This is a genomic window from Wujia sp. (assembly GCF_056872695.1).
Map to the genome: position 1 here is coordinate 215,839 of NZ_DBMFCD010000001.1, position 15,926 is coordinate 231,764.

A 15,926-nucleotide genomic window follows, 5' to 3' on the forward strand; every position below is an offset into this window, starting at 1 on the left:
ATGGAGCGTATGGATTTTAAATCTTTTTGCAATGCCGTGGCAAGCGGTATCGCAGAGTATCTTCTGCAATATGAGATTGAGAGTATCCGGCTGGAGACGGTATGCCATAACAATGGCATTGAGCATGTCGGACTTGTGATTTTGTTGCAGGGAGAAAGTGTTTCCCCAACGATTTATCTGGAACAATATTATAGGTATATGAAACAGCAGCAGCGGCCGTTTGCGGAGGCACTGGAGGCAATTGCAAAGGAATACCGGCGGATACAGAACAGTCTGTTGAAGCAGGAACCGTTATCTATTGATATGAATCAGATAGAGAGTCATGTATTTCTGAGGCTGGTAAATTATGAACGGAACAGGGAGATACTTGCAGACTGCCCGTATATACCATTCCATGATATGGCAATTACGTTCCGGTATCTGGTCCGGATGGATCAGACGGGAATTGCATCTGCATTGATCAATTATGAAAACCTGAAGGCTTGTGGCTTGTCTGTGGATGCGCTGTATGAGACAGCAAAGGAAAATACGATTCGTCTGTTTCCGCCTTTTTTGATGCGGTTGGATAAATTTTTGGAGACAAGATATCCACAGGAAACAGAATATCCGGACGAACCGGACATATATATTTTGTCAAATCAGCAATTTATCTATGGTGCGACTATGATGATTTATCAGGATGTCGTAGCAGAGTTTGCTGCACATATGGGAAAAAATGTATACATTGTTCCGTCCAGTGTCAATGAGCTTTTGTTATGTCTTACAGATGCAAAAAAAGAGAAGGAAATGCTGGAAAACACACTGCATGAAGTCAATGAGTTTGTCGTTTCCGATATGGATTTTTTGTCCGATGTAGTCTATTTTTATGATAAAGAATTAGGAAATATTGTAGCATAAATGCTTGACGAATGAACGCGTGTGTGCTATTGTTAAAACGCATTTTCAGATATGAAAAGCGATTTTAGAATTTGGAGGATTTGTCATGACAAAAGGTACAGTAAAGTGGTTCAATGGCCAGAAGGGTTTTGGTTTCATCACAGATGAGAACGGCAAGGATGTATTCGTACATTACTCAGGACTTAACATGGAAGGTTACAAGAATCTCGAGGAGAATCAGCAGGTTGAGTTCGATGTTGTTGATGGCGAGAAGGGACCACAGGCTACAAACGTAACTGTTATCAAGTAGTTTAACTTAATCAAGTAACAGGGTACCTATATTTTATAGATTCTGCATGCATTGTTATACTGAATTTTGAATTGGGATTTGTTATATTTATTGAGTGAAACAGAGAAGGAGCCACCGGAAAAACAGGTGGCTCCTATTTTTGTAATTTATTGACAAAACAGGGTAAATGGCATAGAATGAACATATGAAAAAAACAGGACGGAGAGGAAAAACTATTGGGGGATAGCTTTGTTTCAAGAAAAGACAGAATAATAGCATCTGCAATCGAAATTATCAGCGAATCCGGATTATCAGCTCTTACAACTAAAAACCTTGCCCTGAAGGAAAACATGTCAGAGGCACTTATGTATAAGTATTTTGGAGGAATTGACGAAGTGCTTATAGAGGTGGTGGAGACCTATTCCAAGTTTGACGAACGTATTCGTCAGACTGTAGAGGCAAAGAATGCATCGAATGTAGAAAAACTGATGGATTATCTCGAAGCGTATGCGACGTATTATGATAATTATTATGCGATATCCACATTGATGCTGCAGTATGAAGAACTGTTACACATTGTGGAAACCCGGGAGAAGATTGCATGGTGTATTACCGAACGTCTGGCATTCCTGGAGGGATTGTTTCAGAAAGCAATCGAGGCAGGTGAGATTTCAGACGTTATTTCGGCACCTGTGTTGGCAAACAATGTAACAGGTATGGCGATGAGCCATATATTGGATCGCAGAATTTCTTATCATAAGAAGTCGTTCAAGGAAGAATATATGGATAATATTCAGAAATGGATGCAGTTACTTCAGATAAAAAAATAAGCGTGAGAAAAGGATTGGGAGGCAGTTTATGAAAGTATTGGTAGCAGAGGATGATTTGGCAAGTGGAAAATTTATGCAGAAGCTGTTGTCAAAGTATGGTGAGGTCGTACTGGCAAGAGATGGAATCGCGGCTGTGGATGAATTTGTAAATGCAGTCAGCACGAATGAGCGGTTTGATTTGATCTGCATGGATATCATGATGCCAAAGATTGATGGATATAAGGCACTTGCGTCTATTCGTGATGCAGAGCGGAAGCTCGGTACACCGAGGGATAAACGGTGTAAAGTAATTATGATCAGTGCACTTGATGAAGGGTTTGATGCAAGCTATGCGAGTGATGATTATGAGGAATACATGTGTAAACCGATTGATATCATGAAGTTTGACAGCTTGATTCGTAAGCTTGAAATCATCTAGGTAAAAGTAAATGGATTTATTTGACTATATGAGAGAGACAAATATGAAGAAGGGAGAATCTCCGCTTGCAAAGCGGCTTCGACCGACTTCATTGGACGAGATAGTGGGACAGGAGCACATCCTTGGAAAGGATAAGCTGCTATATCGGGTGATACAGGCAGACAAGCTTGGTTCGATTATTTTGTATGGCCCACCAGGAACGGGGAAGACGACGCTTGCAATGGTGATTGCCAATACGACAAGCGCAGTATTTAAGGAACTGAATGCAACGACAGCCGGAAAGAAAGATATCGAGGCGGTTGTAAAGGAATCCAAAGACAATCTCGGAATGTACGGCAAAAAGACGATTCTTTTTGTAGACGAGATTCATAGGTTTAATAAAGCGCAGCAGGATTATCTTCTTCCGTTTGTAGAGGATGGAACGGTTATACTGATAGGCGCGACAACGGAGAATCCGTATTTTGAAGTGAATTCTGCGTTGATATCGCGCTCTTCTATTTTTCAGCTGAAACCATTGTCGAAGGACAACATCAAAACATTGATCCGTCGTGCAGTGACGGATACTGAAAAGGGAATGGGAAGTTATGATGCGGAGATTACAGAGGAAGCGGTTGATTTTCTGGCAGATATGTCAGAAGGGGATGCGCGGCATGTGCTGAACGCGGTTGAGCTTGGAATTTTGTCGACGGAGCGCAATCCGGAGAGCGGAAAGATTGTGATTGATCTGGCTGTAGCAGAGGAATGTATTCAGAGGCGTTCGATTCGATATGATAAAGACGGAGATAATCATTATGATATTATCTCTGCTTTTATAAAAAGCATGCGTGGTTCCGACCCGGATGCGGCGGTTTATTATCTGGCAAAGATGTTATATGGCGGGGAGAGCGTCACATTTATTGCCAGAAGAATCATGATCTGTGCCAGTGAGGATGTTGGAAATGCGGATCCGCAGGCAATTCAGGTTGCAACTGCATGCGCACAGGCAGTGGAGCGTGTCGGAATGCCGGAGGCACAGATTATATTAGCACAGGCAGCAACTTATGTGGCGTGCGCACCGAAAAGTAATTCCGTTGTGAATGCAATCTTTGATGCAATGCAGGCGGTAAAAGATGTAGGGAACTGCCAAGTGCCTGTACATCTCCGGGATGCACACTATTCCGGATCGGCAAAGCTTGGCAATGTTGGATACAAATATGCCCATGATTATGAGAATCATTATGTGGAGCAGCAGTATCTGCCGGATCAATTGGTAGGGAGAACCTTTTATAAACCGGGGGATATTGGATATGAAAAGCGTATACAGGATTGGTTTCACCTGATCAAAAAAGAAAAGTAAGAGGTAGAAAAATGAAGAAAAAAGGAATCATCATTTTAATTGTTGTATTGCTTGTTCTTGCAGGCGCAGCCGGCACAGTTTATTATGTCCTGCATAATAAGAAAGAAAAAACATCAGAAGAGCTTGTGTATGCAACAAAGGTATCGGATCTGACGGGAAATTATGACCTGATGGAAAGCCGGTATATGGGTACAGTGGTGTCACAGGAAGTAAAGGGCGTAAACCGTGATGCAGATAAGAAGATAAAAGAATTGTATGTGAAGGAAGAGGATGAAGTAAAAGAGGGGGATGTACTGTTTGAGTATGATACGGAGTCTATGGAATTGCAGCTTCGCCAGCTGGAACTCGAGCTTACAAGTATCAACAATAACATCACAACCTTAAACCAGCAGATTTCTTCTCTGGTTTCAGAAAAGGCAACTGCACCGGCGGAAGAACAGTTGGGTTACAGTGCCCAGATCCAGAATCTGCAGGCACAGGTGAATCAGGCAAATTATGATGCGAGTGCAAAGCAGCTGGAGATTGACCGGCAGAAGCTTTCCATGGAGAATACGAAGGTTGTGGCTCCGATGGATGGAATCATCAAGACAATCAATGAGAATAATTCATCCAATAATTCGGATGAGACAGGTTATAACAATTCCAATAATGGCACTGACTCGACGGATAATGCGTATATCACCATTATGGCAAAGGGCGATTATAGAATCAAGGCAACGGCAAGTGAGCTGACTGTACGAAGCATGTCAGAGGGACAGAGCATGATCATCCGTTCCAGAGTGGATGATACAACATGGACAGGCACAGTGACAAAGATAGATCTGGAACATCCAGATAATGGGAATAATAATGATAATTATATGATGGGCTCCGGAGGAACAACAGCGACGAAGTATCCATTTTATATCAGCCTAGACAGCACTGAAGGATTGATGCTTGGACAGCATGTCTACGTAGAGGCAGATTATGGACAGGGAGATGTAAAGGAAGGCTTGTGGCTGGATGAATTCTATATCATGCAGGAGGACGATGGTGCCTATGTATGGGCAGAAAATGCAAAGGGATACATTGAGAAGCGCAAGGTGGAGCTTGGCGAATATGATGAAAATATGATGCGGTACCAGATTCTGTCCGGTTTGACGGAGGATGATTATATTGCATATCCGGAAGAACGTGTCAAAGCAGGTATGAAGGTTACTCATAACTATGAAGATGTTATGACAGATGATACAGGCATCGATGATGGTTCTTATGAGGATGCCAGCATGAGTGACGGCATGTATGAGGATGGTATGATCGATGATGGATTCACGGAAAACGGAAGTGATAATGGTAGCCTGATGGAAGATAATGGGGAGTCAGAAGATGAAATCATGCCTCAAGACGTGGATACAGATGAAAATTCGGATAGTGACAATGGGACTGAGGCATCCCCGGCGAATGATGGCGAGGTGGTGCAATAGTGTTACTGGAATTGAAAAATATCTATAAAAACTATATTCAGGGTACGATGGAAGTTCCTGTACTAAAGGATATCAATCTTTGTGTGGAAGAGGGAGAATATGTGGCAATCATGGGCCCGTCCGGCTCAGGTAAATCTACCCTCATGAATATAATAGGCTGCATTGATAAGCCAACTTCGGGAACGTATCTGCTTGATGATGTGGAAATCGAAAAATGCAAGGATAAAGAACTGTCAGAGGTACGGAATCAGAAGATTGGCTTTGTGTTTCAGAACTTCAACTTGTTGCCAAGACAGAGTGCATTGGATAATGTGGCACTTCCGCTTCAGTATGCGAAGGTACCGGTCAGAAAAAGAAAACAGAAGGCAAAAGAAATGCTGGAAATGGTCGATTTAGGTGATCGTTTGAATTTTAAACCGACACAGCTTTCCGGAGGGCAGAAACAACGTGTAGCAATTGCACGGGCGATGGTGGCAGATCCTAAAATTCTGCTTGCGGATGAACCTACAGGTGCGCTTGATTCAAAATCCGGGCTGCAGGTTATGGAATTGTTTGACACGCTGCATAAGCAGGGAGTTACGATTATTATGATCACACACTCAGATGAAATAGCATCTTATGCCGAACGAATTGTGAAAATCATTGATGGAGAATTATATGAGGGGGATGCACAGCCGAAGACAGATGAGACAGATATGCCGGATTCTGTGACGATCGGGGGTGATGTGCATGAATAAGACTAAGAAAATCATTATAATTGTTGTAGCGTGTCTGGTTGTGCTCGGAGGTATATATATTACACTTCGAACCCTGAAACAGAAAAATCAGAACAGCAAAACGGCAGGTGTATATGCTGTGAGTGATATTGGATATAATGCTTCTGATATGTGGGACAGCAGTACACTGAGCGGAAACGTGACTGTAAATTCGGAACAGAAGGTGTATGTAGGGAAAAAGCAGGTTGTTTCGGAGATTAAGGTGACAGAAGGACAGACGGTGAAAGCCGGAGATGTGCTGTTAGTCTATGATACAACCGCCAATGATCTGCAACTGGAATTGCAACGATCAGAACTGGAATTATCGCGAGTGTCAATCATTGACGCAAAACGGGAATTGGAGAAGCTGAAAAACACGACACCGTTGGAGGACATACCAACAACAGAGGCACCAACGACAGAGGCACCAACAACAGAGGCACCAACAACAGAGGCACCGATTGCAACAGGCTCAGATGTGGTTCCGCAGCCGGCACCGCAGCCGGCACCACAGCCGGATCCACAGCCAGATCCACAGCCGGATCCACAGCCGGATCCGAATACAGATCCGGACGCGGAGATACCGCCAACCAGAGAAGAGTTAAAAAAACAGATCGCAGAAAAACAGCAGGAAATTGTATCTATGCAGACGCAGTATGAGATTGCACAGGTAAAGCTTCAGATTGAAGAAATGCAGAATGCAACCGGTGAGGTGCTGGCAAATTTTGATGGCGTTGTCAAGACAGTGACCACGGCAGATGAGGCGGCGTCCAGTGGAGAACCGGCTATTGTAATAAGTGCTGCGGACGGATATCTGGTGGAAAGCCAGATTGGAGAACTTGCAATGTCAACAGTGAAAATAGGCGATACGGTATCCATGTATTGCTATGATACCGGGATGAATTATGAAGGTACGATCACGGAGATATCTACCTTCCCGGAGGATAATTACAGTAATTACAATGGTAAGGTGGAAACCTATTATCCGATCAAGATTGCGTTGAACGATGCAACGGATGTCAGTCAGAATATGTATATGGAAATTACGCTGAATTCGGGCGCGGAGGATAGCAGCGAAGGTTTTTATCTCTCAAAGGCGTTTATGAAGCAGGAAGGCAGCAACTATTATGTTATGAAGGATGTCGATGGCAGACTGAAGAAGACCTATATTAAGGTTGGAAATAAAACGTCCGGAGACTCGGTGCTTGTACTTGGAGGTTTGACGATGCAGGATTACATTGCGTTTCCATATCTTGATGAGGCGGTGGAAGGCGTGAAAACTGTGCAGAAAAAGACAGACGATCTGTATAACTGATAAGAAAGGAAATGAGTCTATGTTAGAAAATATAAGATTATCGTTCCAGGGTATTTGGGCACATAAGATGCGTTCCCTTCTTACCATGCTAGGCATCATTATTGGTATTGCGGCAATTATTGCAATCGTATCAACGATTAAGGGAACCAGCGAGCAGATCAAGGAGAATCTGGTCGGCTCCGGGAATAACATCGTTAATGTAAAGCTGTATCAGGGCGATTGGACATATACGTCCGGGGAATCATCGACACCGGAAAATATGCCGATGGTCACAGAAGATATAAAAAAAGAAATATTAGCTGTTGACGAGGTTACAGATGTAGCTGCTTACCGCTATGGTGCACTCTATGAGGGAATCATCAGCGGAACAAAGGATCTGGGAAATGCACCCGTGTATGGCGTTGATCAGGATTACTTCCGTGTGATGGGGTATGCTGTACAGAACGGACGATTGTTTGAAGAACGTGACTGGACGGAGTATACGAAGGGCGTTATTCTGGATACGGTTGCGGCAAATACATTGTTTGCAAGTGAGAATCCGATTGGAAAAACTCTGGAAATAAAGGGAGAACCATTTATCATAGTAGGTGTTGTGGAACAGATCGACGGGTTCACGCCAAAGGTAACGAATATAAATGACTGGTATACGTATTATGGAAACACAACTTTCGGTCAGGTGTTTATCACAGATGTCAACTGGCCTTTGATTTTCTCGTTTGATGAACCGTATAATTTGGTAGTGAAGCCGGCAGGAACGGAAGCTATGACAAATGCGGGAAAGAAAACCGCGGATATCATGAATTCATATATGCCTTCATCGGGAGAAGGAGATGGATCGGATAGTGAGGATGGCGGTTCTTCTTTCAAATATAAGAGTGAAGATCTTCTGGAGACGGCAAAGGCGATGCAGGAGGTCAGTGCATCAACGAGCCAGCAGCTGATCTGGATTGCAAGTATCTCTCTTCTGGTAGGAGGTATCGGCGTTATGAATATCATGCTGGTATCTGTCACAGAGCGTACAAGAGAGATTGGTCTGAAAAAGGCACTTGGTGCAAGAAAGTCAATTATTTTGCTTCAGTTTTTGACGGAGGCAGCTGTGCTTACAAGCATGGGAGGCATTATCGGTGTCGGTGCTGGCGTCGGACTCGCATATCTGATTTCGGATGTTGCGTCGGTTCCTGTGGCAATCAGCGGTGCTGCGATTGCAGTATCTGTGATCTTCTCTATGGTGATCGGTATTGTGTTTGGATTTATTCCTTCGGTCAAGGCGTCAAACTTAAATCCGATTGATGCGCTTCGATATGAATAAGCAAAAGCTGTGACGATGGAGATAAGGTATGGAAGAAGAAAAAAAGACAGAAACTTATGAACAAAGTATACGCAGACGTCCGGTTTTACGTGTGATGGCATGGGTAGGACTGGCTGTGATCTTCGCACTGATCCTATTAGTGATCGTGACAGGTGTGACAGGCAGCAGATATTTTATGCCAAGTCTTGCTCTGATGATTATAGTTCCGATACTTATCTATGTGGCACTTTGGCTTGGAAAGGTCCTGCAAAATCACAGAAAGAATCGGTCTTGAAAAATAAAGGCTGGTTTGCTATACTGGATTGGATGAAAAAATGAAAGGGAAACACAGGATAATAACACTGTGTAGGTACGGTTATGAGTTTATTAACAGAATGGCGTGAGCATGCATATAGTCTTGATGACAGAACTCCAGAAGGAAAGGAGTTTTGGCTTGATTATTTCCAGAGAGAAAAGGCAATCTATGAGAAGATTCTTGAGAATCCGGTTGAGATCGAGGGCGGTACAGTCAAAGAACTGGCTGAGAAGTACGATATGAGTATTGAGCTGATGATCGGATTCCTGGATGGTATCGAGGACAGCCTGATCGTGCCAAACAAGGTCGATGAGCTGGAAGAGGACTCACAGGTAGCGCTCGGCTACGATCCAGAGAAGCTTTATATGAACATGGTAGACTGCAACGCAGAGTGGTTGTATACACTTCCACAGTGGGATAAGATCTTGACACCTGAAAGAAGAAAGGAACTGTACAAGATCCAGAAGTCTTCCAAGACAATCGTAAAGCCACCAAAGGTTGGACGTAACGATCCATGTCCTTGCGGAAGTGGAAAGAAGTATAAGAAGTGCTGTGGAGCGAATGCATAATATGAAATTAAACGAGGCACAATCCAAGGCGATTTCGCATGTGGATGGACCTATGATGGTAATTGCAGGACCGGGCTCCGGGAAGACAACTGTAATTACAAAACGAATCAAGTATCTGATAGAATCTGCGGGTGTTTCACCCGCAGATATTCTTGTTATAACCTTTACACGGGCAGCCGCAGGGGAGATGCAGCAACGCTTTCGTGCGATGACACCCGGAAAGGAATATCCGGTTCGATTTGGAACCTTTCATTCCATATTTTATTGGATTTTAAAAACTGCATATGGGCAATCCATGCTGCGTGTGATTTCCGAGGAAGAAAAGCGGGGGATCATCGAGCAGATTTTACATACGATGGAACTGAGCTACGAGAACAAGGAAGAGATTGTAAGCAGTATTGTTTCACAGGTAAGCCTTGTCAAATGTGACATGATGGATGTGGAAAATTATTATAGCAAGGACATGCCGGAACGTGCATTCCGGGAATTGTACCGACGGCTGGATACAGAGTTAAAACGCAGGAAGCTGATCGATTTTGACGATATGATGGTACTTTGCTATGAACTATTAACAGCACGGCCGGATATATTGGATAAGTGTAGAAAGCTGTTTCCGTATATTATGGTAGATGAGTTCCAGGACAGTAACCGGATTCAGTACGAGATTTTCCGGATGCTTGCAAACCCGCGGAAAAATGCATGTATCGTCGGAGACGATGACCAGTCCGTCTATGGATTCCGGGGCGCAAGACCAGAGATCATGCAGCAGTTCCGAAAGGATTTTCCAAGCTGTAAGATCGTGTATCTCGGGGAAAATTACCGCTCTGATTACCGGATTGTACAGGCAGCAACGCAGGTGATTGAGAAGAACCGGGCACGGTATAAGAAAGAATTAAAGGCAGATTCGAAGGAACCGGGTATTGTACAGATGCATACAGTTAAAGACGAGGCAGAAGAAAATGAATGTATCATACGGCACATCCGGGAACAGTATCAGGCTGGAATCGCGTATGAAAAACAGGCAGTTTTATACCGGACGAACTTACAGCCGCGACGGCTTGCCTATAAGCTCAATCAATACAATATTCCATATACGTTAAGTGATGCATTACCAAATTTGTTTGATCATTTTGCTGTGCGGTATGTGCTTGATTATATGCGGATTGCAATGGGTGATACCTCACGGGCAGCATTTTTGCGGATACTGAATAAACCATCGCGGTATATCAGCCGGGAAATGCTTTTGGAAAATCCGGTTGATTATGATAAGCTGCGGTTTCGATTACGGAACAAAGAGTCGCTTGTGGAGAATCTGGATAAGCTGATTGCGGATATAAAGATGTTACGGAAACTGCGGCCATATCCGGCACTCAATTTTATCCGGAATTTTATTGGTTATGACACGTATATCAAGGACTATGCAGAATACCGCCAGCTTGATGCATCAGAGATGTACGAGGTTTTGGATGAATTTGGTTATATGATTAAAGACATGGAAAGCTATGCGGAGTTGTTCACATTTATAGACGAATACAAAGAACAGCTTGCAAGACAGCAGGAGAAAAACCGGATGCGGAAGGGCGTCAATCTTATGACGATGCACAGCGCAAAGGGACTGGAATTTGATGTGGTGTATATCCTTGATGCAGTAGAAGAGATTACACCGTATAAAAAGGCAAAGACCGCAGAGGAACTCGAAGAGGAACGGCGGATGTTTTATGTTGCTATGACACGGGCAAGACATGCCCTGCATATTTATGTGCCGAAGACAATCGCAGGAAAGGCGAAAGACAAGAGCCGGTTTGTGGAGGATATTACATGGCAAAAGGAATCTTGAAAAAAGGTAAAATGATTATGATGCTTGCAGCGATTGGAAGCTGTCTGTGTCTGATCGGCTGTGCGGCAAAGGAAGAGACAACCGAAGCGGTAAATTATGAACCGGAGGATTCTTCTCTTAAGTATGCGGTCCATACGGAGTTGGACGGACATGTGATTGAACTTCCGCAATTTGCATCAACGCATGACAGTGCCGTGATTGAAGAATTAAATCGGGACATCATGGAGGGGCCGGGAACTGTTTATGAGAAAGACAAAGATGGGGAAGAGATCATCCCGGAGATCCGTACGACGGAATATAATACGGATCAATATTTACAGGCGGTTGTACGTTATGTCGAGTACCCGCTTGTCGGTGGCTATGGGGATGTAGCAAGCTATAATTATGATCGGATACAGGATAAGAAGATCACACTGACGGATGCGCTTGTGAAAAAGAAAACGACACTTGATGATGTGCGGCAGATGGTGATTGACAGCTGTATTCGGATGCAGGAGCTGTCAGACAAAGAAACATCCATCTACGGTGTGACAGTAGATGGATTTTCGTTGGATGCAAATGATAATTGTACATTTTATGGGAATGTTGATCTGTGTCTGAACGGAACAACGCAGTGGTCATACATTTACAGCTTCCGGTTTGAAACGCAGACAGTGGAAATCTATGACCTTACAGATTAAATAGTAAAGCTTACATATCTTCGTAGGCTTCGTTATCTAAAAGCTCATCAAATGCATCGGCAACAATCTCGTATTCCTCTTCAGAGTCGATCATGCCAAGCTCGACGTCGTCGCCGTCTTTTTCTGTGTAGCGGTAGAGGAAGACGTCGTCTTCTTCGTAGCCTTCTACGACTTTGTCCGGAAGCAAAGCGATATACTGCTGCCCTTCAACCGGGAAGATGGCAATCACACTGCAATGAAGCTCTGTGCCATCATCTAACACCATGTCTACATAGTCATCGTCTTCCGTATTATCTGTCGGAAATAAATTGTTTGTATCGTTCATAGTATGAATCTCCTTTATATTTTTAGATTTTGTATTGAAAAAGAAAAATCCTCGTCTATAATAGTTTAAGGGAATTTGTATCATAGGTCAACTATAAAATAAGAGAAAGAGAAAAGGAAAGAAACGTGAAACAAGTATTACAGTATTTCAAAAATTACAAGTGGAAAGCAATTTTGGCACCGCTATTCAAGATGCTGGAAGCTGCGTTTGAACTTCTGGTACCGCTCGTTATGGCTGCAATCATTGATAATGGTATTGCAGGAAATGACAAGCCATATATTTACAGGATGGCATTTGTCATGGTTGGACTCGGCGTGGTCGGACTTGGGTGTTCGATCACAGCGCAGTATTTCTCGGCAAAGACAGCCATGGGAATCGGAAAGGAACTCCGGTATGACCTGTTCAAGCATATCGAGACACTTTCCTATACAGAAATCGATAAGCTCGGCAGTGCGACACTGATCACACGTATGACGAGTGACGTCAATCAGGTGCAGACCGGAATCAATATGTTCCTGCGTCTGTTTATGCGTTCGCCGTTTATCGTGTTCGGTGCAACGATTATGGCATTTACAGTCAACGCGAAGGCGTCGCGTGTATTCTTTATCACGCTTCCGGTTCTGATTGTAATTGTATTTGGAATCATGCTTGTATCCATTCCTTTGTATAAGAAGGTACAGAGCAGGCTTGACATGGTAACGTTGAAGTCCAGAGAGAATCTGTCCGGTGTGCGTGTCATCCGTGCATTTAATCAGGAGAAGAAGGAAAAGAAAGAGTTTGCTGAGGTAACGGAAGCATTGACAAAAGGTCAGCTTTTTGTCGGAAAGATTTCTTCGTTCTTAAATCCGCTGACCTACGCGGTGATTAACCTGTCTATCGTTGCCCTGATCTGGGGTGGCGCGAAACAGGTAGATCTCGGTATCTTAAAGCAGGGGCAGGTCTATGCACTTGTAAACTACATGTCACAGATTCTGATCGAGCTTGTAAAGCTTGCAAACCTCATCATTACCGAGACAAAGGCAGTGGCCTGTGCGAACCGTCTCGGTGCGATCTTCGAGACAACAAGCAGCCAGACATACGAGACAGCCCCCGTGGAAGCAACTGGCGGTACAGCGATTCCGAAGGTTGAATTTGTGGATGCCGGACTTACGTATGCGGATGCGAAGGAAACCTCCATCGAGGGACTTTCCCTGAAAGTGAACCGCGGCGAGACAATCGGTATTATCGGTGGTACAGGTTCCGGTAAATCGACCCTTGTGAATCTGATTCCTCGTTTCTATGACTGCACACAAGGCAGTATTAAAATCGATGGCGTGGATGTAAAAGAGTATCCAAAAGAGCAGTTGACCTCTAAAATCGGTGTCGTTCCACAAAAGGCAGTACTTTTCTCCGGAACAATCGCAGATAATATCCGCTGGGGCAAGGAAGATGCGACAAAGGAGGAAATCGAGGAAGCACTTTCAATCGCGCAGGCGGAGGATTTTGTACAGCAGAAAGAGGGCGGCATTGGGTTTGTGCTGAACCAGGGAGGTAAGAACCTGTCCGGTGGACAGAAGCAGAGACTGACGATCGCACGTGCACTTGTGAAAAAACCGGAGATCCTGATCCTTGACGACAGTTCTTCCGCACTTGACTATGCAACGGATGCAGCACTCCGGAAGGCAATCAAGGAGAAGACCGATCACACGACGGTTTTCCTTGTATCGCAGCGTGCGTCATCCATTATGTATGCAGATAAGATCGTTGTTTTGGACGATGGTAAGATCGCGGGGATAGGCGATCACGATACACTGATGAGGGATTGTCCGGTATATCAGGAGATCTACGCATCCCAGAACAAGGAGGTGAAGGCAGATGTCTAAGGATAAGAAAAAGAAGCTGCAGGGCTTTGATAAAGCCGTGTTAAAACGTGTACTGACACATATCAAGAAATACCGTATTCTGGTCATCCTTTCGTTTGTCTGCGCGATGATTACGGTTGCCTCTACCTTGTACGCACCGATTCTGACCGGTGATGCAATCGACTTAATCGTTGGAAAAGGTCTGGTTGATTTTGATGGAATCAAAGACATCATCTATACATTTTTGATGGTAACCGTTGTGACAGTGCTTTCACAGTGGTTTATGAATATTATTAACAATCATATCACATACTCCGTTGTGCGGGATATCCGTATCGAAGTGTTCAATCATATGGAGGAGCTTCCGCTTTCCTATATCGATTCACATAAGCACGGCGATATCGTGAGCCGTATCGTATCGGATATTGACCAGTTTGCAGACGGACTTCTGATGGGATTTACACAGCTGTTCACCGGAATTGTAACGATTCTTGCAACGCTTGGATTTATGATAGCTGTAAATGTACCGATCGCACTGGTTGTAATTGTATTGACGCCGCTTTCCCTGTTTGTAGCATCGTTTATTGCGAAGCGAACATATCATCTGTTCCACCGGCAGTCTGAGACACGTGGAGATATCACAGCACTTGTTGATGAGATGATCGGGCAGCAGAAGATCGTGCAGGCATTTGGCTACGAGGATGAAGCATTGGAGCGTTTTGAAAAGATCAACGATCGTCTGGAGAAGGACAGCATGTCAGCTACGTTTTATTCGTCCATTGTCAATCCATGTACAAGATTTCTCAACAACCTTGTATATGCGGCAGTTGGTATCATCGGTGCGGTTTCCGTGATTTCAACCGGATTTACTGTCGGACAGCTTACCTGCTTCTTAAGCTACGCGAACCAGTATACAAAACCGTTTAATGAGATATCGAACGTGATTACCGAACTGCAAAATGCGATGGCATGTGCCGGACGTGTGTTTGAGCTTTTAGACGAGACACCGCAGATACCGGAGAAGGAGCATGCCCATGTATTAACAGATACGAAGGGTGCAATCGAGATTAAGGACGTGAACTTCTCCTATGTAAAGGATAAGACACTTATCACGAATCTGAACCTCTCTGTAAAACCGGGTATGCGTGTGGCAATCGTCGGACCAACCGGATGTGGAAAGAGTACACTCATCAATTTATTGATGCGGTTTTACGATGTGGATACCGGTTCCATCTCGGTTGACGGTACAGATATCCGGGATATGACAAGAGACAGCCTGCGAGAAAATTATGGTATGGTATTGCAGGAGACATGGTTAAAGAGCGGTACGATTCGTGAGAATATCGCTTATGGAAAGCCGGATGCAACGGATGCGGAGATCATACAGGCAGCGAAGCTTGCGCATTCCGACAGCTTTATCCGTCGTCTGCCACAGGGCTATGATACAGTGATCGCTGAGGACGGTGGAAATCTGTCACAGGGACAAAAGCAGCTTCTGTGTATCACACGTGTGATGCTGTTATTGCCGCCGATGCTTATATTAGATGAGGCAACATCTTCCATTGATACACGTACGGAGATCCGGATCCAGAAGGCATTTAACCGTATGATGCAGGGCAGAACAAGTTTCATCGTTGCACACAGACTGTCAACGATCCGGGAGGCTGATGTAATCCTTGTTATGAAGGATGGAAACATCATCGAGAAGGGAAACCATGACCAGCTTATGGCACAAAACGGCTTCTATACGAATCTGTACAATTCGCAGTTTGCACATTAAGCTTTTGC

Annotated in this window: 16 protein-coding genes; 15 read left to right on the top strand and 1 reads right to left on the bottom strand. The window is 44.1% G+C overall.

Annotated features, from left to right (window positions below; genetic code table 11):
• From ACZQK9_RS01010 to ACZQK9_RS01070, 13 genes are all read left to right on the top strand, one after another.
• Positions 1-897 carry a DUF5688 family protein gene (locus ACZQK9_RS01010; protein ID WP_216506932.1) on the top strand — a complete coding sequence of 299 codons (897 nt, stop codon included), beginning with the start codon at positions 1-3 and terminating at the stop codon, positions 895-897.
• A gap of 85 nt (positions 898-982) precedes the next feature.
• The gene (locus tag ACZQK9_RS01015) at positions 983-1,186 is read left to right on the top strand and encodes a cold-shock protein (protein ID WP_178016552.1); all 204 of its coding nucleotides are present in this window, start codon (positions 983-985) and stop codon (positions 1,184-1,186) included.
• A 215-nt stretch (positions 1,187-1,401) separates the two neighbouring features.
• Entirely contained in the window at positions 1,402-1,995 is a 594-nt protein-coding gene (locus ACZQK9_RS01020) for a TetR/AcrR family transcriptional regulator (RefSeq protein ID WP_178016807.1), read from the top strand.
• A 28-nt stretch (positions 1,996-2,023) separates the two neighbouring features.
• Entirely contained in the window at positions 2,024-2,413 is a 390-nt protein-coding gene (locus ACZQK9_RS01025; protein WP_021984283.1) for a response regulator, read from the top strand.
• Positions 2,414-2,423: 10 nt separating this feature from the next.
• Positions 2,424-3,749, top strand: coding sequence for a replication-associated recombination protein A (locus ACZQK9_RS01030; protein ID WP_483269341.1), 1,326 nt, complete (start codon positions 2,424-2,426; stop codon positions 3,747-3,749).
• Between the two features lie 11 nt (positions 3,750-3,760).
• Positions 3,761-5,212 carry an efflux RND transporter periplasmic adaptor subunit gene (locus ACZQK9_RS01035; protein WP_483269342.1) on the top strand — a complete coding sequence of 484 codons (1,452 nt, stop codon included), beginning with the start codon at positions 3,761-3,763 and terminating at the stop codon, positions 5,210-5,212.
• Entirely contained in the window at positions 5,212-5,949 is a 738-nt protein-coding gene (locus tag ACZQK9_RS01040; protein WP_483269343.1) for an ABC transporter ATP-binding protein, read from the top strand. Before ACZQK9_RS01035 ends, ACZQK9_RS01040 begins: the two co-directional genes overlap by 1 nt.
• Complete coding sequence (locus ACZQK9_RS01045; protein WP_178016555.1) at positions 5,942-7,282, top strand: HlyD family secretion protein; 1,341 nt, start codon at positions 5,942-5,944, stop codon at positions 7,280-7,282. Before ACZQK9_RS01040 ends, ACZQK9_RS01045 begins: the two co-directional genes overlap by 8 nt.
• Positions 7,283-7,301: 19 nt before the next feature.
• Positions 7,302-8,591 (top strand): ABC transporter permease, encoded by a 1,290-nt coding sequence (locus ACZQK9_RS01050; protein WP_483269344.1) that lies wholly within the window; start codon positions 7,302-7,304, stop codon positions 8,589-8,591.
• Between the two features lie 28 nt (positions 8,592-8,619).
• Positions 8,620-8,865 carry a hypothetical protein gene (locus tag ACZQK9_RS01055; RefSeq protein ID WP_178016557.1) on the top strand — a complete coding sequence of 82 codons (246 nt, stop codon included), beginning with the start codon at positions 8,620-8,622 and terminating at the stop codon, positions 8,863-8,865.
• A gap of 83 nt (positions 8,866-8,948) precedes the next feature.
• Complete coding sequence (locus ACZQK9_RS01060) at positions 8,949-9,455, top strand: SEC-C metal-binding domain-containing protein (RefSeq protein ID WP_021984290.1); 507 nt, start codon at positions 8,949-8,951, stop codon at positions 9,453-9,455.
• Between the two features lies 1 nt (position 9,456).
• On the top strand, positions 9,457-11,292 hold the full coding sequence (locus ACZQK9_RS01065; protein WP_483269345.1) for an ATP-dependent helicase: 1,836 nt from the start codon (positions 9,457-9,459) through the stop codon (positions 11,290-11,292).
• Positions 11,274-11,972 (top strand): hypothetical protein, encoded by a 699-nt coding sequence (locus tag ACZQK9_RS01070; RefSeq protein WP_483269346.1) that lies wholly within the window; start codon positions 11,274-11,276, stop codon positions 11,970-11,972. Before ACZQK9_RS01065 ends, ACZQK9_RS01070 begins: the two co-directional genes overlap by 19 nt.
• 10 nt (positions 11,973-11,982) lie before the next feature.
• Here ACZQK9_RS01070 and ACZQK9_RS01075 read toward each other — a convergent pair whose 3' ends face one another.
• The gene (locus tag ACZQK9_RS01075; protein WP_178016560.1) at positions 11,983-12,297 is read right to left on the bottom strand and encodes a DUF1292 domain-containing protein; all 315 of its coding nucleotides are present in this window, start codon (positions 12,295-12,297) and stop codon (positions 11,983-11,985) included.
• A 125-nt stretch (positions 12,298-12,422) separates the two neighbouring features.
• Between ACZQK9_RS01075 and ACZQK9_RS01080 the strand changes: the two genes are divergently transcribed.
• Together ACZQK9_RS01080 and ACZQK9_RS01085 are read left to right on the top strand one after the other, a co-directional pair.
• Positions 12,423-14,159, top strand: coding sequence for an ABC transporter ATP-binding protein (locus ACZQK9_RS01080; RefSeq protein WP_483269347.1), 1,737 nt, complete (start codon positions 12,423-12,425; stop codon positions 14,157-14,159).
• The gene (locus ACZQK9_RS01085; protein ID WP_483269348.1) at positions 14,152-15,918 is read left to right on the top strand and encodes an ABC transporter ATP-binding protein; all 1,767 of its coding nucleotides are present in this window, start codon (positions 14,152-14,154) and stop codon (positions 15,916-15,918) included. Before ACZQK9_RS01080 ends, ACZQK9_RS01085 begins: the two co-directional genes overlap by 8 nt.
• Positions 15,919-15,926 lie beyond the last annotated feature (8 nt).

Excerpts from the sequence above, each read along its gene's own strand:
- ACZQK9_RS01010 (WP_216506932.1), top strand. The coding sequence starts at position 1 with ATGGAGCGTATGGATTTTAAATCTTTTTGCAATGCCGTGGCAAGCGGT.
- ACZQK9_RS01075 (WP_178016560.1), bottom strand. The coding sequence starts at position 12,297 with ATGAACGATACAAACAATTTATTTCCGACAGATAATACGGAAGACGAT.
- ACZQK9_RS01065 (WP_483269345.1), top strand. The coding sequence starts at position 9,457 with ATGAAATTAAACGAGGCACAATCCAAGGCGATTTCGCATGTGGATGGA.
- ACZQK9_RS01070 (WP_483269346.1), top strand. The coding sequence starts at position 11,274 with ATGGCAAAAGGAATCTTGAAAAAAGGTAAAATGATTATGATGCTTGCA.
- ACZQK9_RS01015 (WP_178016552.1), top strand. The coding sequence starts at position 983 with ATGACAAAAGGTACAGTAAAGTGGTTCAATGGCCAGAAGGGTTTTGGT.
- ACZQK9_RS01060 (WP_021984290.1), top strand. The coding sequence starts at position 8,949 with ATGAGTTTATTAACAGAATGGCGTGAGCATGCATATAGTCTTGATGAC.
- ACZQK9_RS01085 (WP_483269348.1), top strand. The coding sequence starts at position 14,152 with ATGTCTAAGGATAAGAAAAAGAAGCTGCAGGGCTTTGATAAAGCCGTG.
- ACZQK9_RS01035 (WP_483269342.1), top strand. The coding sequence starts at position 3,761 with ATGAAGAAAAAAGGAATCATCATTTTAATTGTTGTATTGCTTGTTCTT.
- ACZQK9_RS01030 (WP_483269341.1), top strand. The coding sequence starts at position 2,424 with ATGGATTTATTTGACTATATGAGAGAGACAAATATGAAGAAGGGAGAA.
- ACZQK9_RS01025 (WP_021984283.1), top strand. The coding sequence starts at position 2,024 with ATGAAAGTATTGGTAGCAGAGGATGATTTGGCAAGTGGAAAATTTATG.
- ACZQK9_RS01045 (WP_178016555.1), top strand. The coding sequence starts at position 5,942 with ATGAATAAGACTAAGAAAATCATTATAATTGTTGTAGCGTGTCTGGTT.
- ACZQK9_RS01050 (WP_483269344.1), top strand. The coding sequence starts at position 7,302 with ATGTTAGAAAATATAAGATTATCGTTCCAGGGTATTTGGGCACATAAG.
- ACZQK9_RS01055 (WP_178016557.1), top strand. The coding sequence starts at position 8,620 with ATGGAAGAAGAAAAAAAGACAGAAACTTATGAACAAAGTATACGCAGA.